We start from the raw sequence: 20,539 nt of genomic DNA on the forward strand, positions 1-20,539 counted from the left end.
TGAACTCGCTACGCTCAAACAGCACCGATTTTAACGGCAACTTCACCTTGCTTTATGGCTCACCAGACAAGGCCGATCTAGGGCTAACTTTTACCCGAGAATTTTCACTCACTCAATCTCATAATGAACCAGAATTATAAATCTATTCTGAACTATTTTGATCGAAGAATAAACCCTCGACCCGATTCGATTGTTTGTATATAACTTCACCTCATGCTGGATGGGGGGTTGCATTAATTAATGATTACCTATGAGTAAGAAATTAAATAAAGAGCTGGGGTTATTTGACGTATTTGCCATTAGTACCGGAGCCATGTTCAGTTCTGGTTTCTTTTTACTTCCGGGTATCGCATCTCATTACACCGGGGCATCGGTATTTATAGCCTATATGCTTGCCGGAGTTTTGATTCTTCCAACCATGTTTAGTATTGCCGAAATATCAACCGCCTTACCCCGGTCAGGAGGTGCTTATTTCTTTCTCGATCGCAGTCTGGGTCCATTATTCGGGACTATTGGAGGTTTAGGCACCTACTTCGCATTAATGCTTAAAACCGCTTTTGCAATTATTGGTATCGGAGCGTATGCTGCACTTTTTTGGGAGGTACCTACAAAACTAGTCGCCATTATAGCAACCCTCTTTTTTATGGCTTTAAATCTGGTAGGAGCTAAGAAAACATCTGCCTTTCAAAAGATATTTGTGGTATTTCTTCTCATCATTTTAATTTCTTTTATTGTAGATGGCATTTACTCTATCTTTTTTCAATCAACCATAAGCAAAGAAGCGCTGAACACACAATTCACTCCCTTTCTTTCTGATGGATTAGGTGGATTATTTACCTCTGCCGGCTTTGTATTTGTATCATACCTTGGTTTAACACAGATTGCCAGTGTAGCTGAAGAAATTAAAAATCCTGAAAGAAATATTCCGCTTGGGATGGTTTTATCTTTAGTGGTGACAGGATTAATATACGGAGTAGGTGTTTTTATTATGGTGGCATTAATCGATCCGGCAACTTTTGCTGACGAATTGGCTCCGGCGGCCGTAGCCGCCTCCAAAATCTACAGTTGGTTACCCGAAAACACCGGAGTTATTTTAATGTCGATTGCCGCATTGGCGGCTTTTGCCTCAACAGGTAATGCGGGATTATTATCCGCCTCGCGCTATCCGTTTGCTATGGGAAGAGATAAGTTAATGCCTGCCATTCTCTCAAAAATATGGGGCAAAGGCACCCCTGCCATAGCCATCTTATTTACAACCATTTTCATCATTCTGTTTATCTTACTTCTCTCCGAAGAGGGCATTGTAAAACTGGCCAGTACCTTTCAGTTGCTAATATTTATCTTTATTAATTTCTCGGTTATTGTTTTCCGTAAGAGTAAAATTGAATCGTACGATCCGGGCTATCAGTCGCCTCTATATCCATTTATGCAGATTGTTGGCATTATTATTTCATTTTTATTAATCGTATACCTTGGGTGGATGCCTATCCTTTTCACTACCGGCATTATATTGTTGGCAGTTATTTGGTATCATTTTCATTCGCGGGGAAAAGTAAAACGCGAAGGTGCCATTTTTCATTGGTTTGCACTTCTGGGGCAATACCAGTACGATGAATTGGAAAACGAATTAATGACCATTGTAAAAGAAAAAGGTTTGAGAGAAGGTGATCCTTTTGACGAAACAGTGATTAATTCCAGGATTAGCATCTTAAAGCAACAAAGCAGTCTGAATCAAATATTAGATAAAGTCACTGATTATTTCCAAACCGAACTGCAGTATAATAAGAAAACTATCAAAGAACGATTCATTCATTCACTTGATGAAGACTCTGTGATTGCCTTACCCGGTGTTTTGTTTTTTCATGTGAAGGATAAAAATGTGATGCACCCATCCATTTACTCAGTTGTTAGTAAAGTTGTCATATCGGATGTTAGTCCGTTTAAAAATCCCGAACCATTTTCGCCCATTCATATTTGTTGTTTTATGATTAACTCCGACGAAAACCCAAAACAACAATTACGCATGCTGTCACGAATGGTTGATATTATGGAACGACCTGGTTTTGTTCAGGAGATTATTAAGATGGACAGTCACCGTGCAATGAAAGAATATATGCTGCAGAACGAACGATTCATCAGCATTAAACTCCTGAATGGAACGGCTCAGTCTGCTATGGTAGGACTTCAGCTGAAAGAAGTACAACTACCCAAAGATGTGTTGGTTGCTTTGATTGAACGTGATAATAAAACCTTTGCTCCAAACGGCTCCACTCTTCTTCAAGAAGATGATATACTTACCATAATAGGCGAAGAAAAATCTATTTCAAAACTGTTTAAAAGCTATATCAGTAATAATATTTGATTTATTGATTCTATGCTACCAATAGGATCGCAACTTCTAACCATGATGCAAATCAAAGATGCGATCCTAATAAAATTAACCTTCCGGTTTAATATTCTGATTCATATGAAAGAAATTATCCGGATCATATTTTGATTTAACGGCCGACAGCTTTTTATAGTTTTTACCATAAGCAGCCTTCACCAGACTTTCACCTTCCTCTCCAAGGCCGGCGAAATTAACATACAATCCACCAGGAGAGAATTCTTCCATATCATTTAAATATTCCCTCGCATAGGCTATTACCTGATCATTATTTTCAGCACCAGTCCAGATAGCATCAACGCTGAACAAATAATTAGACTTTCTTCCGGTAAAAGCCGTTTGTTCATCACTAATCCGACTCATGGCTCCGCCAATATGCCAGATAGCCACTAAAATCATGGGTTGTGGTGGAGCTATGGCCTTGGGCACAATGGCCTCAATCGTTTTCTCATCCAGATTATTCAGGTACTTTGATTTGAAATAATACAATTGCTGAGCTTTTGGAAAGAATGGATCAAACATCCCCTGAAGCATTACCCAAGGAATAGGTGTACTTAAATCAACAAGTGGGGTACTGATTTCACGAAGTGGCTTTAATATATTAACCCCTACATCAGGATTACCACAATGCACCGCTGACAGTATAAGCACTCTTCTGCCGTGTACCTCTTCAGGGAAATCAGGCACCGATGGAATGGTCCAAAACATAGCTGTTGACGAGACCTCATCTGGAGAAGTTTCCACAAAAGCTTTCCAAACAGGCAAAATTTTGTTAGCCTCTTCTGCAGGATAGAAAGGTAAACATAGAGCAACCATTGGCCCTACCAGATGGAGTTTATACTCAAATGAGGTAACGATACCAAAATTACCACCTCCCCCTTTCACAGCCCAAAAAAGATCAGCATTTCTATTCTCACTGGCCGTAACAAATTCTCCTTTGGCAGTAACCAGGTCAATCGAAAGTAAATTATCAATACTTAATCCGTGCTTTTTACGCAACCATCCTAATCCTCCTCCAAGTGTTAATCCGGCAATACCTGTAGTAGAAACAACTCCACCCGGAGCAACAAGACCAAATGCCTGAGTTTCTCTATCCAACTCTCCCCAGGTGACGCCTCCCTGAGCATGAACAGTTTGTTCCTCCGGATTCACCTTAATGCCTTTCATTAAGGATAAATCAATCATTAAACCGCCATCATTGGAAGCACTTCCTGCTACATTATGTCCACCTCCACGAACCGAGACCAACAAATTATGCTCGCGTGCAAATTTCACCGAGGCTATAACATCAGCCACCCCTGTGCATCGGGCAATAAGAGCTGGCTTTTTATCGTGCATACCATTCCACAATTGCCTTACCTCATTATAATCGGCATCTGAACCCGTCAATAACTGACCTCCCAGACTTGTGTTAAAATCATCAATCAGCTTCTGATCAAGACTAACCCTTCCTTCTGTACTTAATACCACATCCATAATCTTTTATTTAGATTTACATTAGTAATGTGGAGGTTGGAAATGTTTACAACAGAATTAAACAGCCACTTGCGAAGGCAAAATGCCATATTTATTCTGAAAACATTTAGCAAAGTAAGACGGGTTATTAATTCCAACATCCAAAGCAATCTCTGTTATATTCTTCTTTTTTTGTTTTAGTAAGGAAAGTGCTTTTCCCAGTCGTAAATCCCTAATAAAAGCCACGGGTGATGCACCTGCAATACTTCTTAATTTACGATACAGGTGAGGCCTGCTTAACCCAATAGCACGACTTAAAGATTCTACATTAAACTGTTCATCAGGATAATTTCCTTCTACTATATTAAATAAACGATCTAAAAACTCTTGTTCTACTTCGGTTATTACCTGTAGCGTTTTATTCTCTACTTCCTCATTACAAAATACACTCAATTTACCAATGGAAGATGAAGACATTATTTCGTTGTCGCCCGCAATTTTACAAAAACGATAACTCTGCTCAACCGCTTTTTCAAAAATCACATTGTCATTTTCTGTAACCGGCTGACCAACGCTTATTCCCATTTTAAATTTGATATTCCAGCCATTATTTTTGTTGTCAGTTATATTATTATCAAACTCATTTTTTATGGCCACTGCGCACTGCACAGCACTTTCGGGTGTATAAAAAGTGGTTATAAGGCAATCGTTTTGCAGCTGTTGTAAAATTCGTCCCTGGTAACGTCTGATAATATCTCTTGCTTTCTGTCCGGGCTTCTCAGGAAATTTTAATGCCTCAAAATTAATACTATCCTTAAGGCTTGTCAACGATATAATATCGAGGGTTAGGATAAAACGAAATCCTGAATCAGGTTGCCCCGGATTTTTCATCACTATATCTTTATCCAACGACTGCCCATAGGTCATAAAAGCTGAATACATGCCTCCATCAACCTCAATAATATTACACACTTCAACTCCGTTGGCCTCTCTGTGAGTTGCTACACATGATTCCATATCCGGGCCTTCCATCAGACAAAAAACCATTCCGGCCTCTTCGTTTACCCAAAATTGATGATACTTTACATGGTACTTGTCCTGTACAGCAAGATCTTCGAGGTGGGCTTTTTGGGCATATTCGATTGTAATACCAGGAGCATTGTGATAATCCATAAACAGTGGCATAACTCAATTATTTAAGTAATGAAGTACTTAATTTAATGCATATCACTATTAAAAGCAACTTTTATTACAACGCCCCTTAAATTTGGCTATTTTTTCGCATTCATCTGGGCTACCTTATTTTCGAAATGACTCACTAATTCTCTGATGCCTTCTTCAGGTCCAAAACTCACCAAAAGCAAATCTTCTTCAACTCCACCTGTATGACCCGGTTTCATGTAAAAGGCTTCTCCCTCGCGAAAAACTTCGGAAGTACCATCTTCGTAATCCATTCGAATAGCACCTTTTACTACATACCCCCAATGTGGAACCTGGCAATGATCGTTTTTTAATCCTTCAAGAAGAGGTGTAAATTCCGTTCCGGCTGGTGCATTATTAATATCCACACACATTCCTCCCCATCCTTCAATCATTGGAAACACTTGATCTTTTGGGAAATCATTCAGATTTACATGTGTTTTATCAGGTGCTTTGTTTGCATCCACTACAAATTTTCCTTCGGCATAAGAATTTAAATTAAGCATATTAATATTTAAAATTTTCCAGTCCTTATTAACTCGCTTCAGCACATAAGCTCTCCGATCCTGTTCACTTTTATCCTCGTTAAATTGCGACATATTTACCCATGCCAAATCACCATCCACCTTTATAAAATGATACTTGAAATCTTTCGGATCTTCATAGGTTTTAATGTCATTCTCTTCTTTCCAGTCCATATGATCTTTAAAACCTTTACCTATTTCTTCCCATCCTTGTAACAAATAATAGTTCTCCATACCGGAGTATAGGAACAAGGCCTGCTCATCTTTTACCCAATTTTCGGCATATGCTACAAAATCATTATTGTTAAAAGTGGTTCGTTCGTTTTCAAGCAGGTTGATTATTTCTTTCCGCGCATCTTTATTACCTGCATTGATAAATAATAAACCTGTTGCAACCAGCAAGGCAGCGACACCTAAAATACTTAATACCTTCTTTTTCATGACTTATAATTTTTAGTAATAATTAAAGACTCTTTTTCAAGTCGTTATAACAAAAGCCAAATTACGATAGGTATTATGCAGAAGGCGAACACGTTTAAATCTAAGAATGCAACATTTGTTGCATCAGATCATTCTTTTACCTGAGAAGTTTTATAAATATAAAGAGAAGAGCTAATTAAGATAACATAGATAAGAAACGGTTCTATCAAACCGTAATGGCTATAAAGAACCGTTCCCAAACATTGGATATTATTATAACTGTTACTTTATTGCCAGTGCCACACCTGCATTTTCCAATCTCCATCTTCTTTGGTTAGTATCGATGTAAAGGCTGATTCCCATTCTTGGGATTCATCCGAACCTTTGGCTTTAAATTTCTGACATGCAACTCCGCATACAACGGCCTTATTTCCTTTACCCGATATTTTAACCGGATTTAGCAATGCAAATTCAAATTCCCCTCCTAAAAAGTATTGCCATCTTATTTCCATATTGGGTAATCCTACATTCGATCTATGATCGCCATAAATTTCAATACTCTGAGGCATAAAATAAGCAGACTGTTTCTTCAGCATTTCTTCTGTTACCTTCACATTAAAATCGTACAATGACGAGAAAGACTGACATAACTTTTTGATCTTAGTTTTATCTTCATCAGTAAAGGTCCCGTCTTCGTAATAATGTGAGACTATTATTTTCCAGTCATCATCGGCTTTATCAACCAGAAAAATAGCATTGCCATCATAACTGGTTTCTTTTCCGTTATTGTTTTTAAAGTCGCCGTTAGCACTACCTATTACTGCTGCAATATTCCCCAGTCCAATCACATCATCAATTTTAATATCAGCCCGCGAGTATGTACCATTATTGTATCTTCTCTCCAGATTTGCTTTGATATTGTATTTACCTACATTAACCATGTTGTTTTTATATATTTCTATGGCCTGATTATGCATCACTGCACTGAGCTTCTCAAAATCCTCATCTACATAACTCTCTTCGCTCTCAATACAAATATCTTTGATGGTTTGAATATCCTGTTCGCTTATTTCTGTAAACTTTCCCCTTGCTTTTGCAATAGCAGCCTTCTTTATCGACACTTTCATACCCATAGCTGCGGCTTTATCAAATGATTCGCCGGCCTCTTTTAACATACCGTTTGCCATAAACCAGTCGCCTTTTGAATCGTATGGATTGGCATGATCAGGTTCAAGCGCCAGGTATTTGTCGAAACACTTCTGAGCCTCATCCATATTTTTCAGTTGCATTTGTTTATACCCCATCATATTATAGGCCGGACCAAACTTTTTATTGGATTTAATTATTTTATCATTACAAGCCACACTTTCATCAAGGTTACTCATAAAAAATGTTAGCCATAAACTAAGTTGCGGATCCTTAGGATATTTCTTAAAAAACTGATTGAAGTAATTAACCGATGATTCACCTTTTAGGTTGGCCTGAAATCCATCCATAAATAGTTGTTCATCAGCCGACATTTTCATCCCTTGTATTTTATCCAGCTTTTGTTGATAAGTCATCTCATCTGGTCCCATCAATACAACAAATGCACAATCGGGATCTTTTTGCTGAGCCTTCTTAACCAACTCATCTGCTTTACTCATATTTGCCATGTAATAATTATCGATAGCCTCCCTCAGTAACTGAGAAACCTCATTGGAAGAAGTTGTAAATTTCAGCTTCTCACCCTTCTGACCTGTAACAGCAGATGTAAAAAGTACAAGTGCCATAACCAAACTAAACTGTAAACCTTTCATAATGATGATTTTTTAATGAAGTAAACAAGTATATAAGTTACGCATTTATCCAGCCTAGGTCAATATATATCATACAGTTAGGCATTGGCATTTCAACCTCCCCCTAATCCTTAATTTAATATACATCAGACACAGTTCTGTCTAACCTTAATGCCTATAGTAAACCGTGCGCTATTGGAAATAATCTTATCAAGCAACTTCAAACCATAATGCCATCCTGAATCAATTAATGGATAAAAAACAGCCGTTGATGGAAGAAAAATCACCCAAAATTTATCCTCGATATATTGATCAAAACAAGAGTGTCATTGATGTAAATAGAATTACCATCTTCTGTTTTGTAGCGTAAACTGGATAAGATTTACAAGCTGTTAAGAATCAAATACCAGTATTATGAAAACGAAAACAACACTCATCCTATCCGCTTTGCTTTTAATCAATAGCACGTTCGCTTTTTCGCAATACGAGCAATTTTTTACTGTTGATGACAACTCGTTACTGGCAATTGATTTAAATACAAATTCTAATTATGATGGCACTTGCCAACAGTTCTTCAGCAATAAGCAAATTGCCTGGCAAATGACCATTGAGGATGGTACACCCCTTGAAATGAAAAACTGGCATAAGAATGGTCAATTAGCCGACAGCACCATCTATATGAACGGATTTAACCTGTTTAAACGATTTACTTTTGACCGTAAAGGTCGGGTTATTACCGAAGAATTACTGGAGATGAAAAGCATTGCTCAAAGCAATGATAAAAAGGTAAAGAAAATGGCCGGTAAAAAGAAATATGCCTCTTCAACGGTTTATGAAGATTGTATTATTCTTAAAACCATCAGTTATTCAAAAAACAATACTCCGCAATTCATCAACAAAATTATGTACAATCAGTCAAAAACATTGCTGGTTCAATATCACCAAAACGGAAATGTTAGTGATTCAACTTTTTACACGCATAAATCAATTGGCGATTCGAAATATACACCGGTAAAAGACGGAACCTCTGTTGCATATGATCTTGCTGGAAATAAAAGTTCAGAAAAAGTATTTGTAAATAATAAGTTAGTGAAAGAAACTGTGTTCGACAATAAAAATACAGCCCTGATAATAATTGATAATAAAGAGAAACTTACAGAAGATGCTTTGCATATTTCAGAAAATGATGAAAACGTAAAAGTATGCGTAAAGCAAAATTGGCAAGCAAACACCATCATATATCAATAAACACACCTGCTAAAAATAATAAACGGAATTACACTCGATGGCTTGCTCATATCAGTCCTGAGCTTGTGAATAAAAACGTATACCAGGCTACTGCAGGCCGAAAAATAACCCGTAAAAGTTTTACCACACATTGTGCACACTGCAAAACCCCGGTAAAAAGTTTTACCACCTTCATACCACATTAAAATAGCATGGTTAAAGTTTTTACGCCCCTCATGCAAGTTCGAAGCCGCTGCGTTAAAAGTTTAACCAACATTTTTCGGCTCGAAAAACCTACGAATAAGTTTTTACGCACGTTGTGAGGCCCGAAAAACCTGTGTCGAAAGTTTTACCGGCCTTCATCAGCCTGTAAGTAAGCTCGTCATACTTTTTTGGGGAGGCACCTTCAATCCTTTATCAACTATAAAGCATTGATAAAATATAAAATCCCCGGCGTAGCACTAGAACAACACCGGGGAAATCAAATCAATTAACCCATTTTTAATCTTCGTTACTTATTTCGATTTGTATTTTTGATGCTTTGGTAAGGTTCGGAAATAAGCGTTGTGCAAACCGTTTATCAAACATTTTTATTGCATCGAGGTAATTATGCTCGTACTGAAGACGTAATTTACCTTTTGCAATTTCTTCTTCAGCTTCAACCATCTTCCATTGAGTAATCAAATCTTTTAAGGTAGCAATCGATTCACGCGATTGGGCGATAGCCTTACTTAATGCACCTGTTTCCTGCTTTAACGGATGATCGCCTAAACTATCGATACGTGTAATTAGCTTGTTTGCTTCATCGGGCTCGGAGTAAAGCGGAGCCTTTACAATGTCGCCATAACGCTCCTCAGGAAAGATCATTTTCATAATTTTGCCGGTAGGATTATTACGGTCGTACTTTTTTACCTCATCAAACAAATTACGTACTTCATCGTCCAGAACCGCATCATGCATATTAACCAAATCGTTGGCTGCTTCTTTATTAATACGGGCCTGCTCTGTTTCGGCATATGCAGCTTTAAGATCTGTAATAGCTTTTTCAATAGGAGAGATAAGCGACTCGGCTCCTTTTACCTGTGAACATAAACGCATATGACGATAGGCTGTGTTCAAATGCATTTCGGTGGAGCGTCGCTCCGGGATCATTGTTGCCATAAAAAATGGTTTTTTAAGTTAGACATCTCCAACAGCTTCAATCCTTCATCACATTAATTATAGGTTAATTGCAAAAACCTTATTATCGTAACACTTATTTTTATTATGTTGTGATAAACAGATTATATTACCTGATGAATTACCCGTTTTTTTATGATTAACAACAAAACCAAAAAGCAAACATCCTTCTAGGCATACAATAATGTTGATATATTTTTAGAATTACGCCAAGTAATTGTAAGCAAGAAAGTTTTTAATTTCCATGAATAATAAAATAAGGTTTAATCCTTACTCAATTACCATTAATGCAATAAGATATTAAAAACAGTTAAGTATTTGAAGAATATCGTTTCTTATTAACTTATAACGCTATTTGTTAACTCTATTTATTTTTATAGTTTTATAATGTGGGATAGAGAGCATACTCCGTCTATCATGTAGTTATGCACCATAATGAGTCGTCCTAAAAAAAGGCTACACAAAATAACAATGAAATATATTTTACTCTTTTCAATTCTATTATGTCATATTGAAATAATAGTGTCTCAGGATCTTAGTAATGCAAGCATTAATTTTCCTGACAAAATTGTATCATCAAAGCATAAAATGGGATTTAAAAAAATGAAAGCTAATGGAAAGACTATAAAATATCCACCAAAAGTAAAATCTGACAAAGTCACTTTTATGGGTGGTATTGGAACTATTAATTACTCTACAAATCTATCCCCTGAAATTTTATTTAAAAGAAAAGGTTACCATTTATTTATACCAACAGGAAGTTATATCATCTTCGGTTTTGAGAATGAAGTTTGTGACATTCCAAATACCGATGACATATTTATCACTTGTACTGGTTTTATATGTGGAAAACATCTAATAGATAGTGCTTGTATCTCGGTGAGTAACAACAACAAAAAATATTATAAGATTGGTAATGTACATAGTCGACAAGATACAAGTTTTGATCTAAAGAATGCTAAAATCAAAAAGCCAATACATTATATTAAAGTTGAAGGATTAAGCGCATCAGCATATCCATATGGCTATGAATTAGTCAGTGTTTGTGGTCTAAAAGAAAATAATAATTCATATCAGTCAGAAGCAACTGAATTACAAAAAATTCTTATAGACAGCCTCAAACGCAAGCAAAAATTTGCAGTGTTCCCAGATATGTTCTTCGAAATAAACGATTCTAGAATTAAAGAAGATCAGAAAGGTAATATTGATACAATTTGTAATAAATTAAAAAGCATATCATATAAGAAAATAATAATTACAGGCTACACTGATGCAAGTGGTGATAAAGAGTACAATCTTAAGCTATCGAAAGACAGAGCATCTTCTCTTGCTATCGAACTCGAAAACCATGGAATTGAAAGTGATCTAATTGAAATCAAAGGGCTCGGTGAAGAAAAACTGTTAGATGGCGAAGATATATATAGCAGTAAAAATAGAAGAGTGGAGATTGAAATTATTTATTAAAAATACGGTGCATAACACGCTGGTATAAAGCATGGCTCGGTTTGCTCGTCCTGACGCCTTTGTCTACTATCCTGTCATCGCTACCGCATGACACGACACCACGACTAACGCGCCACGACTTCATCCAGCAAACGTTAGCTACCAACATATCGTACAAAACACTTTTAAATTATAATTGTAATTTGACAATAAGAACATGGAATTTAATCCTCCGATAAAAGAAAGAGAAACAATAGAATTAATCATCATAGCACATGGTGACACTTATCACTGGCAACAGGAGGCAATTGATCAAGCAAAAAGCGAACTTAAGAGAAGAAATATATCGAAAGAATATGAGTCTTCAATACTAAAGCAACTAGAGCAAGAAAAACAGATAGAAGAACAAAAAATTCAAGAACAAAGGCGCATAAATGCTACTGAAAGCTATACTGTTGCAAACCAAATACTAATTATTGCTTTATCAATTTGGATTTTAATTGGCAAAAGACGTTATGACATGTCTCTTAGTGAATTGAAAGCTGATAATTACATACTAAAGTATGGACAAAGAAGAAGAGCCTTAATATTTGGAACCTTTTTATACATTCTGACTATTTATATTCTTACAGAATTTAATGTTTAACAACAAAATTCAAAAGAAAAAACGGCAGCGAACCCGCTGGCATAAAGCATGGCTTGGTCGACTCGACCTGACACCGTTGGCAGTAATATTAACCCAACATTCTTATAAATACTTAATTTTATCTATGATTACAAATAATTCCAAATACAAAAGCTTAAAAGGACTATATCTTACATATCAAACTAAAGGAATTCTTTGTGTTATTGGAATTTTATGGTTCCCAATGTTTTCATTGATGAACTTTATTTCGATAATATTCCTATCCCTAATATTTATACTTCTATTAAAATTTAAGGATAAAGTAATTTCAGTTGAAATTGATGAGGATTATAATTCTTTTCAATTCACATTTTATACAAAAAAAATAAAAACCTTTCATGTTGACCAAATAACTTATAAAACAGCTCTAGGACAAATGGTTTTGTATGAAAAGAAGAAGAAAAAGATAGTTAATATTGAAAAATATACTTGGTCGAACTATGAATTGATATATAATTTCGTCGTTGAAAAATGCGAAATAAATAATTATAAAAATAAGTTTAAAGAATTGGCCACTGAGATTATAAAAGAGGAAGCGTTGGATTATGATTCATATACTTAATAGCAATTAGTTATAGATTTGATTAAGAAAATACTACTGGCAACCCGCTGGAAATAAAGCATGGCGCGCTTTGCTCGTCCTAACACCTTAGTATACTGTCAGGTAAAAAAGAATTGATTCAACACCACTACAAGCACGTAAATTAGAATAAATGTTAAGCGAATTAAATACCGACCAAAGAAAACTTGCGGAATATATGTCCGACTTATCTGAACAAGCTTATTATGCAAGTTGGATGAAAAACTTAGCGTTTGATTTATGGAAGGGAATGAATGGAATAATAACCGAGTATGGATTACTTACCTTGACACATGAAATAATAGAAAAGCTGAAGAATCTTTCTCAAAGGGCCGGAGGATGGATTGTTTTTGACGATAAATACGGAGAAACATTCATTGATTGGGACGAATGGGAGAATCTAGGAAATGTTGTGAGCAAGTATAACAGACGCACTTTTTAGATTATAATTAGTACAGAGAAAGTTCACAGATTATCAATATCCTTTAGACAATTTTATTTTATACTGACATACAAGTATAAAAATCATAACTTGCTGAAATCATAAGACATATTTACACAAAGGAAGAATACAGCTATAAACACACAATTTTAAAAAATATGAATACAAAATCTACCGGAAGAACCTTTATTGTACTATCGGTTTTATTAACCATCCTTCTTTCTGCCAATGCACAAATTACGCAATTTCGCGGGCCAAACCGCGATGGTATTTTTCCCGAAACAGGTCTTATAAAAGAGTGGCCCACCGATGGCCCTGAAGTTCTGTTTGTAACAGAAGGATTAGGTAAATCAAATTCATCAACCATTGCCACTACCGACCGTATTTACACCACCGGAAATATCGATACACTTGAATATATAAGCTGCCTTGATTTAAACGGCAAAATTCTTTGGCAAAAACCTTATGGACAAGCATGGAAAAATTCATTCCCCGAAGCAAGGTGCACGCCAACACTTGAAGGCGATCGCATTTATTTACTCTCGGGCATGGATGAAATGGTTTGTTTAAATGCTAAAACCGGGAATAAAATATGGAGTGTCGACTTACACAAAGAATACCAAAGCGATTGGGATATGTTTGGAGTATCAGAATCATTACTATTGGTTGACGATAAAGTAATTGCTTCCATTGGCGGAGAAACAGCCATGGTTATTGCTCTGGATAAAATGAATGGCCGTTTGATTTGGAAATCGAAATCATTAAAAACCAAACGTTCTAATATGTCGCCTGCTTTAATTGAACATTGTGGCAAAGAATACATTATCACCTCCAGCAAAACACACGTGCTTAGCATAGATCCGGAAAACGGTAAAATTACCTGGGATTTTCAACATAATTTCCTTAGTCCGAACGGCGACAACTCCACCATTTTGTCAAATATACCAACCTATAAAGATAGTTGCCTGTGGATAACTAGCGGTTGGGACACTCCTTCCACCATGCTGCAAATAGCCCCCGATGGCAAGTCGGTTTCGGTAAAATTTACCGACCAGACTTTCGACAACCAAAACCACGGTGTTGTTTTGGTTGATGGCTTTTTATATGGCTCGAATTTTACGGGAAGGCAAAGCGGAAAATGGATATGCATGAACTGGAAAAGTGGGGAAATTACCTGGATTGGCGATTTTCATACAAAAGGCCCAATAATAGCTGCCGACGGAATGCTTTACCTTTATGACGAAAAAAGGGGGAATATGGCATTGGTAAAAAGCAACCCTAAAAAATTTGAAGTAATAAGTTCGTTTCGTGTTACCGACGGGAATGGTCCGCATTGGTCGCGCCCGGCAATCTATAACGGAATATTGTATGTCAGGCATGGAGATGTTTTAGTGGCTTATAATATAAAAGAGTAGTAAAAATCAGCATCAAGATTATCTTCTGGCATTCAGCAGAGCAAAATATTAGCTTAGGAGTCAATTGAATTTGGTTAGCATCGATGTTAAAAAAAACTGGACCTAACCAAAGAAAAGATGGTTGTATTTTAAGAGGCGCAATTGAGAATACCTGGAATTAAAATCGTTGAACGAATTTTGAAAGTATATGTTGACATTATACTCCAATGCCTAAGCAACAAATTTACACCACGACTAAGGAGCAATATGAGAATCCAGCAATTGTTGTATTCAATTCATTAGAATAACATATTATAAATGAAAAAAATATTATTAATTACAGGTCTAATTATATTAGTTAGTTTTACTCATCGCCATTCAAAATCACCGAACTTTATTGGAAAATGGAATAATACCTGGGATAAAGAATCGTGTTATGAGTTTACAGAAGACGGCAAATATAATATCCTGTATCATGCCTGGATAGGGGAAGATTTGGTTCCTGTAACTCATCATTTTTTATATACAGCAGAAAATTATAAGGCAGGGTGGTTGTTAAAAATATCTAATGCTGAGAATAATCAATTTATCCATGATATCTATATTCATTTTGAAAATGATACCATGATATTGACCTCTTTTAAAGCTAAAAAAGAGAATCCAACAGAGATTGATGAGATACAAGTTCTTGTAAAGCCAGATAAAAAAACAGTTTCTAAAAAAAGAAGTGTCAATACAAGTAAATCTGTATTCTATATTCCAGAGAATTACTTTGGCTTATTCCATGTTTTGTATGATAATTCAATGGATAAAGAGATTGCAAAAAACAATCGAATTTACCGAATTCCGGACAGTGGCATTTTAAGCACTGCATTTGAAGCAAGGCCAACAGACTTTGCTTTAAAAAGAGAGTTATTTTATAGAGGAAAAAGAAATAACCGGCTATCAACAGTTACCATAAGCAACTTAATAGAATTTAATAATGCAGGCGCTGTTAGTCCTCCTTATTGTATCGATTCGGTATACGTTTTAACATTAGGATTTAATCAAATTGAGGGTAAAAGAAGAGCAAAGGTAACAGATGGCGTATTCGTTAAAAACATTGAAAGTTTTAAAATCGACACCTTAAAAAATTTAATTAACAAAAAAGTTTATCCGGCAGAATATTAAATTTATTTGATGACCCTTTCTTTATGATAAGAGGAATAGTGCAAAGCAAACCAGTGGTTTTACACTACTCCTCAAATACTTTTAATTGAGTTATTTTATTTGGTTATAAGTCATCAAAACCATATTACAAAAGGAATTTATACATAAGACTTCTAAGCAACACTTATTTTTTCTGCCTTTTTCTCAATTATGGTAGTTGATACAAACCACAATAGCAATGAAAACAAATAAATGAGTAAACCATAGACCGTAACAATCATGGTTACTTTTATTGCTCCATACACCATTATCGGTTTTATTTCCATTCCTTTTGCAACAGCCCCTTCAATAGCTTCAAACATGGCAAGAAATCCAATCATTTGTCCAACAATTCCTACAATCAATGTAAATAAACCAAATGTTTTACCGTAACTAAGTTTACGCAAGGTTTTTGGTAGATTAATTTCTTTTGCGGTATAAAAAACAACAAAATGATAAATAAACCAGGCAGTAGTAATAATAAATAAGATGGACACCAGTCCCATAAAAAACGGACCTCCTTTAATAAATAATTCTTTCATAATTTTTTAGTTTTACTTTGATTAATTACTACTGCCAAAGTATATGAGAACGAATAAAATAACAATGTCGAATCCGCATCTTAACCGGTAATCTGCCTACTCTGGCTTGTTATTTTAATATCTTTCCCGAAATTAGTTTGAAAAGAGAGAAATCAATGCATAAAATATTAAAAAAGCCACATTACCATATAGCTTATTGGATTCTTGTTGTACTTGTTTTATTATTTGCGTTTCGAACAACATGGGGAAACGGTACTCTGTTATTCTTCTTTGTTAGTATGATGCTTCCAATAGTTTTAGGCACCTCCTATTTTTTTAATTATGTACTTGTTCCTAAATTCTATCTTACTAAAAGATATGCACGATTTACATTTTATACCTTTTGCACAGCTATAATTTCTGTTTATCTCGAAATATTAGTAATTGTATTTGCCTTCGTATACCTATCAAACTTTAGTTATGTGATGCCCAATACAACGCAGATTACTATAATGACAGTCATCATGTATATGTTAGTTTTTGTAGGTTCTTTTTTATTGATGATGAATCAAATTACGGAAAATCGCCAAGTCATTCAGAGCCTAATAGATGATAAGGCAAAAAGAGAAAAATCCTTTCTCGAAATAATGTCGAATCGTAAGATGATACAAATACCCTATAACGAAATTATTTATATCGAAAGTTTGTCTGATTATATCAAGGTTATCACTATAAAAGATGAGATCAAAAGTAAAGAGAAAATAAGTAAGCTGTCAGAAAAGTTACCTAATGTTTTTTTAAGAATTCATCGCTCTTTTATCATCAATACGGAGAAAATTAAAGAACGCTCTTTGGATCAGGTCTTAGTCGATGACTATCAATTAAATATTGGCAGAAGCTACAGGAAAGATGTTAAGGAATTGCTGAATAGCAGAGATAAAACAACAACAATTGTCAACACTAAATATACTAGTAAGGGGTAGTATTGAATTATCAATAAGTATATTGTTGTGGCCCTAAATCTATCTGATCGCAACCAAATTAAAGCAAATAAAAAAGCCTCTCTTGGAGAGGCTTAGTTGAATAATATAGTTAATGTGATCCCAACGGGATTCGAACCCATATCATCAGAACCGGAATCTGACATTCTATCCATTGAACTATGGGACCAAAACGGATGCCAAAAATAACATTTTTTTATAAAAGAACATGTAGTTTGAGATTGCCTAATTCTGCTTTCCCAAATAAATGTTGTCAGTTTAACTCATAACTAAAAAAACCAGTAGAAACATCTTCGATATATCTTTCCATACAGATATTAAAACATATTTTACTTAAGTCTTCACAAATCAGTTGAATTGACATAGAATAGTATATAATTAATGAGCCTGCCCAAAAGAATTTGAACAGGCTCATAGGTACGTTTAAAAATACAGATCCTCTTATTTTGTAAGTTTTTTTATTATTTTTTCTCCATTAGTGCATTCAATTACTACAATATACACCCCTTTTTCCAGCTTAGATGTATTTATAATTAAATTAGATTGCTTAACAACCTCGTTACCACTAACATCATACATCGAAATTGATTTTACACCGGAAGATGTCGATATTGTTATTTGACTATCGAATGGGTTTGGATAAACCAACATTCCTTTTTCAGGATTAGAAGAGATATCCGTAGATACCAATTGAATATCTACATTTTCATTTGATCCATTCACCTCAAACTGTCCGACAACAGTTTCGTAATCAACTGTTGTTACCGTATAATTATATACTCCATCTGATAATTGAGTAACTATTTTCCCATCTGCCCCAGTAACTAAAGTACCTTCTTGACCATCTATTGTTAATTCTGCATTTTCTATGGCTTTCGAATTATTGGTTATTGCAAATGTTACATCATATACAGCTTTAATACTCAAATCATCAATGTAAATTTGGCGATAGGTTGATTGTCCCACCCCTTCAAAAATAAAGAAGCCTTCAGTAAGATCACTACAATCAGCTAAAAATTGGTATTGATACCAACCTGCTTGCTCAACTGCCGGTTCAATGGCGATTGATCGACTTACTGAACCAATTAAGATAGCATTTTCAACAACCGGATTTTCATTGAAATACACATTCACTTTGTCATCAGTGTCAAGATAATATTCCATATCATCACGATACATCCAAAAAGAAACCTTGTAATAATCACCCGATAAACTTATGTTGGGGGTAATCATATTAGCGTTAACGTAATCATATGAAGAAAACCCTAGTACTGCATCTCCGTTATTAGCTGTAGCATTAGGCCCATACAAATTACCAGTCAATTGCATCCAGGTGGTTGATGTGGAAGCATCAACTGTCCAGAAATCAGGGAATGTATACCAATCTTCAAAACTTGTTTCAAATGGTAATTCCATTGCTTCACTTGAATAAATAATCTTAGCAAAAGAACCAGTGTTGTTTCCATAATAGTCATCAGGCTCAATCGCAATATCAAATAATGCATATACGTATCCTTGATCAGGCGTCCATTGAAACGAAATTTCAACATCACTAGCTGGTTCAACTACTCCAGTAGTCAATCCATCACTGATTACAGTACCGTTAACTGACAATGAAATTTCTTTTTCTAAGGCACTTTCTCCATTGTTATGTACTTTAATTGAGAAGTTTATCGGATCATTTGCATAAAATGAAGATGTATTTGTTACTCCAAAATCCACTAATTCAAGGTCATCCACCACGGGGAGTGGTGTTGATCCATATACCTTATCCAAATACAAATACCCATACTCTCCTACTATCTCAAAAGAAAAATATCGACTCCCTACAAAGCCTGTATTTTCGTTAGCATCAAAATTAATCTGGTATGATAAAACATCATAAATATCTGATAGTTCAATGGTTTTAATGACTTCCCAATTTCTTCCATCAACAGAAGATGCCACCTCCAGTGTTCCTGAAATGTAAGCATCAAAACAAAGAGAATCACCTAGGGCAACATCTAATTTTGGCGTAATTAATTTATAACCTGAAGAGGTGCAAGAAGCACTAAAATCCCCATGGCTCTGATTAAAGTTAGCAGCAGACCATATCTCCTCACCTTCAATAGTCCAATAGACAGGAGGAAAAACATCTCCTTCGAAGCTTTCCAATAAAGCGTCCTCAGGGTATAAAAACACAGATCCCTCTAAACTATTATTGGCTTCAAAATCATCGGAAGAAATGGAAACCGTAATCTGATGACTTCCTTTACTTGCGGTTATTTGTTTTGAAACAGTTATTTCTTCGCCTTCCGTAAGCGAAATATTTTGGACTACATACTCTACTCCATCCAAATCAAAACGCACTGGTGAGTCAACAACACTGTTCGAACCGAGATTCTTGATAGTGGTCGAAACCGTAATCTGATCATTTTCATAAATAAATGGATTATCAGAAGGCAATTCCAAATTCTGAACCTGTAAATCATTATTATATTGAGCTTGGGCAACTCCCGTTACATCATCAATATAAAAGGTAGTACTGATATACCCCACTGCTTCAAAGGCAATATAAACAGGACTATCAACATAATCAGATAAATCAATAGTATGATATTCCCAATCGGTTGTTATACCATCAGCTGTCGTTTCTGCACCTGTAGATAAGGTTAATAACTCTGTTGAGAAATCGGCAAAATCAGTATATCCCGTTGATATTAAAATATGTAAAGATACACCCTCATAATTATACTCACCACTTCGTATTCTGAATTGAATTTGATTATTATCGTTCGTTGGTAACAATTGTGGTGTTATAAGAAAATCATCTGTATTGCCATATCCCGAAAACCCGGCAACCCTATTCGCAGTCTCATTACCTGGCTCGTCTAATACTGTCCAGTTAATGCTTCCAGATAACAATTTTTCTTTCCAGTTAACAGGAGGGAAAGCATCTCCAGAAAAATCCTCATTCAAGCTACTACCTGCCACCTGTGCAATAGCAGCGTTCATTCCAACAAGAATAAACAAAAACAAAAAGTAGATCTTCTTCATAATAAAGTGTCGTAATGTTTAATTAATAATTAGATTGCTAAAAATTTATTCTAACGAATTGTATTCAGGTACTTATAGCA

General features: G+C 35.4%; 16 protein-coding genes and 1 tRNA gene. 9 read left to right on the plus strand and 8 right to left on the minus strand.

Translation table 11 applies throughout. From position 1 onward, the window contains the following. The first annotated feature begins 250 nt into the window (after positions 1–250). Positions 251–2,362, plus strand: a complete 2,112-nt coding sequence (locus tag KEM10_RS21460) for an amino acid permease (RefSeq protein WP_212219567.1) — start codon at positions 251–253, stop codon at positions 2,360–2,362. A gap of 75 nt (positions 2,363–2,437) precedes the next feature. Here the strand turns inward: KEM10_RS21460 and KEM10_RS21465 are convergent, their stop codons facing one another. The 4 genes from KEM10_RS21465 to KEM10_RS21480 all read right to left on the minus strand — a co-directional run bounded on the left by KEM10_RS21465 (position 2,438) and on the right by KEM10_RS21480 (position 7,784). Further along, positions 2,438–3,862, minus strand: coding sequence for an FAD-binding oxidoreductase (locus KEM10_RS21465; RefSeq protein ID WP_212219570.1), 1,425 nt, complete (start codon positions 3,860–3,862; stop codon positions 2,438–2,440). A gap of 57 nt (positions 3,863–3,919) precedes the next feature. After that, a complete protein-coding gene (locus KEM10_RS21470; RefSeq protein ID WP_212219573.1) occupies positions 3,920–5,026 on the minus strand; it encodes a nickel-binding protein in 1,107 nt (368 codons plus the stop codon). An 86-nt stretch (positions 5,027–5,112) separates the two neighbouring features. Next, entirely contained in the window at positions 5,113–6,006 is an 894-nt protein-coding gene (locus KEM10_RS21475; protein ID WP_212219577.1) for a cupin domain-containing protein, read from the minus strand. 266 nt (positions 6,007–6,272) lie between these two features. Next, the gene (locus tag KEM10_RS21480; RefSeq protein ID WP_212219580.1) at positions 6,273–7,784 is read right to left on the minus strand and encodes a nuclear transport factor 2 family protein; all 1,512 of its coding nucleotides are present in this window, start codon (positions 7,782–7,784) and stop codon (positions 6,273–6,275) included. 393 nt (positions 7,785–8,177) lie between these two features. Here KEM10_RS21480 and KEM10_RS21485 point away from each other — a divergent pair, with 393 nt between their 5' ends. Next, positions 8,178–9,011, plus strand: a complete 834-nt coding sequence (locus tag KEM10_RS21485) for a hypothetical protein (protein ID WP_212219583.1) — start codon at positions 8,178–8,180, stop codon at positions 9,009–9,011. A 480-nt stretch (positions 9,012–9,491) separates the two neighbouring features. Here KEM10_RS21485 and KEM10_RS21490 read toward each other — a convergent pair whose 3' ends face one another. Beyond that, positions 9,492–10,151, minus strand: a complete 660-nt coding sequence (locus KEM10_RS21490) for a hypothetical protein (protein ID WP_212219586.1) — start codon at positions 10,149–10,151, stop codon at positions 9,492–9,494. 489 nt (positions 10,152–10,640) lie between these two features. Here KEM10_RS21490 and KEM10_RS21495 point away from each other — a divergent pair, with 489 nt between their 5' ends. The 6 genes from KEM10_RS21495 (at position 10,641) to KEM10_RS21520 (ending at position 15,883) form a co-directional block, all read left to right on the plus strand. Next, complete coding sequence (locus KEM10_RS21495; RefSeq protein ID WP_212219589.1) at positions 10,641–11,633, plus strand: OmpA family protein; 993 nt, start codon at positions 10,641–10,643, stop codon at positions 11,631–11,633. 196 nt (positions 11,634–11,829) lie between these two features. Beyond that, on the plus strand, positions 11,830–12,258 hold the full coding sequence (locus KEM10_RS21500; protein ID WP_212219592.1) for a hypothetical protein: 429 nt from the start codon (positions 11,830–11,832) through the stop codon (positions 12,256–12,258). Positions 12,259–12,382: 124 nt separating this feature from the next. Continuing rightward, the gene (locus tag KEM10_RS21505) at positions 12,383–12,859 is read left to right on the plus strand and encodes a hypothetical protein (RefSeq protein WP_212219595.1); all 477 of its coding nucleotides are present in this window, start codon (positions 12,383–12,385) and stop codon (positions 12,857–12,859) included. A gap of 151 nt (positions 12,860–13,010) precedes the next feature. Beyond that, entirely contained in the window at positions 13,011–13,319 is a 309-nt protein-coding gene (locus tag KEM10_RS21510; protein WP_212219597.1) for a hypothetical protein, read from the plus strand. 158 nt (positions 13,320–13,477) lie between these two features. Next, entirely contained in the window at positions 13,478–14,734 is a 1,257-nt protein-coding gene (locus KEM10_RS21515; RefSeq protein ID WP_212219600.1) for a PQQ-binding-like beta-propeller repeat protein, read from the plus strand. 297 nt (positions 14,735–15,031) lie between these two features. Next, positions 15,032–15,883, plus strand: coding sequence for a hypothetical protein (locus KEM10_RS21520; protein ID WP_212219603.1), 852 nt, complete (start codon positions 15,032–15,034; stop codon positions 15,881–15,883). Between the two features lie 152 nt (positions 15,884–16,035). Here KEM10_RS21520 and KEM10_RS21525 read toward each other — a convergent pair whose 3' ends face one another. Then, on the minus strand, positions 16,036–16,443 hold the full coding sequence (locus tag KEM10_RS21525) for a hypothetical protein (RefSeq protein WP_212219606.1): 408 nt from the start codon (positions 16,441–16,443) through the stop codon (positions 16,036–16,038). Positions 16,444–16,598: 155 nt separating this feature from the next. Here KEM10_RS21525 and KEM10_RS21530 point away from each other — a divergent pair, with 155 nt between their 5' ends. Beyond that, positions 16,599–17,405: a LytR/AlgR family response regulator transcription factor gene (locus tag KEM10_RS21530; protein WP_212219609.1), complete on the plus strand. Its 807-nt coding sequence runs from the start codon at positions 16,599–16,601 to the stop codon at positions 17,403–17,405. Positions 17,406–17,520: 115 nt separating this feature from the next. On the opposite strand, the gene KEM10_RS21535 is transcribed toward KEM10_RS21530, so the two are convergent. Both KEM10_RS21535 and KEM10_RS21540 read right to left on the minus strand, forming a co-directional pair. After that, positions 17,521–17,592: transfer RNA gene (locus KEM10_RS21535), tRNA-Arg, on the minus strand. 272 nt (positions 17,593–17,864) lie between these two features. Beyond that, on the minus strand, positions 17,865–20,459 hold the full coding sequence (locus KEM10_RS21540) for a T9SS-dependent choice-of-anchor J family protein (protein WP_212219612.1): 2,595 nt from the start codon (positions 20,457–20,459) through the stop codon (positions 17,865–17,867). Positions 20,460–20,539 lie beyond the last annotated feature (80 nt).

This window comes from Carboxylicivirga linearis (assembly GCF_018271995.1).
In the GTDB taxonomy this organism is placed as follows: Bacteria; Bacteroidota; Bacteroidia; order Bacteroidales; family Marinilabiliaceae; genus Carboxylicivirga; species Carboxylicivirga linearis.

Coding starts and splice junctions, on each gene's coding strand:
- KEM10_RS21460 (WP_212219567.1), top strand. CDS start 251: ATGAGTAAGAAATTAAATAAAGAGCTGGGGTTATTTGACGTATTTGCC.
- KEM10_RS21485 (WP_212219583.1), top strand. CDS start 8,178: ATGAAAACGAAAACAACACTCATCCTATCCGCTTTGCTTTTAATCAAT.
- KEM10_RS21470 (WP_212219573.1), bottom strand. CDS start 5,026: ATGCCACTGTTTATGGATTATCACAATGCTCCTGGTATTACAATCGAA.
- KEM10_RS21500 (WP_212219592.1), top strand. CDS start 11,830: ATGGAATTTAATCCTCCGATAAAAGAAAGAGAAACAATAGAATTAATC.
- KEM10_RS21495 (WP_212219589.1), top strand. CDS start 10,641: ATGAAATATATTTTACTCTTTTCAATTCTATTATGTCATATTGAAATA.
- KEM10_RS21530 (WP_212219609.1), top strand. CDS start 16,599: ATGCATAAAATATTAAAAAAGCCACATTACCATATAGCTTATTGGATT.
- KEM10_RS21505 (WP_212219595.1), top strand. CDS start 12,383: ATGATTACAAATAATTCCAAATACAAAAGCTTAAAAGGACTATATCTT.
- KEM10_RS21475 (WP_212219577.1), bottom strand. CDS start 6,006: ATGAAAAAGAAGGTATTAAGTATTTTAGGTGTCGCTGCCTTGCTGGTT.
- KEM10_RS21520 (WP_212219603.1), top strand. CDS start 15,032: ATGAAAAAAATATTATTAATTACAGGTCTAATTATATTAGTTAGTTTT.
- KEM10_RS21465 (WP_212219570.1), bottom strand. CDS start 3,862: ATGGATGTGGTATTAAGTACAGAAGGAAGGGTTAGTCTTGATCAGAAG.
- KEM10_RS21490 (WP_212219586.1), bottom strand. CDS start 10,151: ATGGCAACAATGATCCCGGAGCGACGCTCCACCGAAATGCATTTGAAC.
- KEM10_RS21510 (WP_212219597.1), top strand. CDS start 13,011: ATGTTAAGCGAATTAAATACCGACCAAAGAAAACTTGCGGAATATATG.
- KEM10_RS21515 (WP_212219600.1), top strand. CDS start 13,478: ATGAATACAAAATCTACCGGAAGAACCTTTATTGTACTATCGGTTTTA.
- KEM10_RS21525 (WP_212219606.1), bottom strand. CDS start 16,443: ATGAAAGAATTATTTATTAAAGGAGGTCCGTTTTTTATGGGACTGGTG.
- KEM10_RS21480 (WP_212219580.1), bottom strand. CDS start 7,784: ATGAAAGGTTTACAGTTTAGTTTGGTTATGGCACTTGTACTTTTTACA.
- KEM10_RS21540 (WP_212219612.1), bottom strand. CDS start 20,459: ATGAAGAAGATCTACTTTTTGTTTTTGTTTATTCTTGTTGGAATGAAC.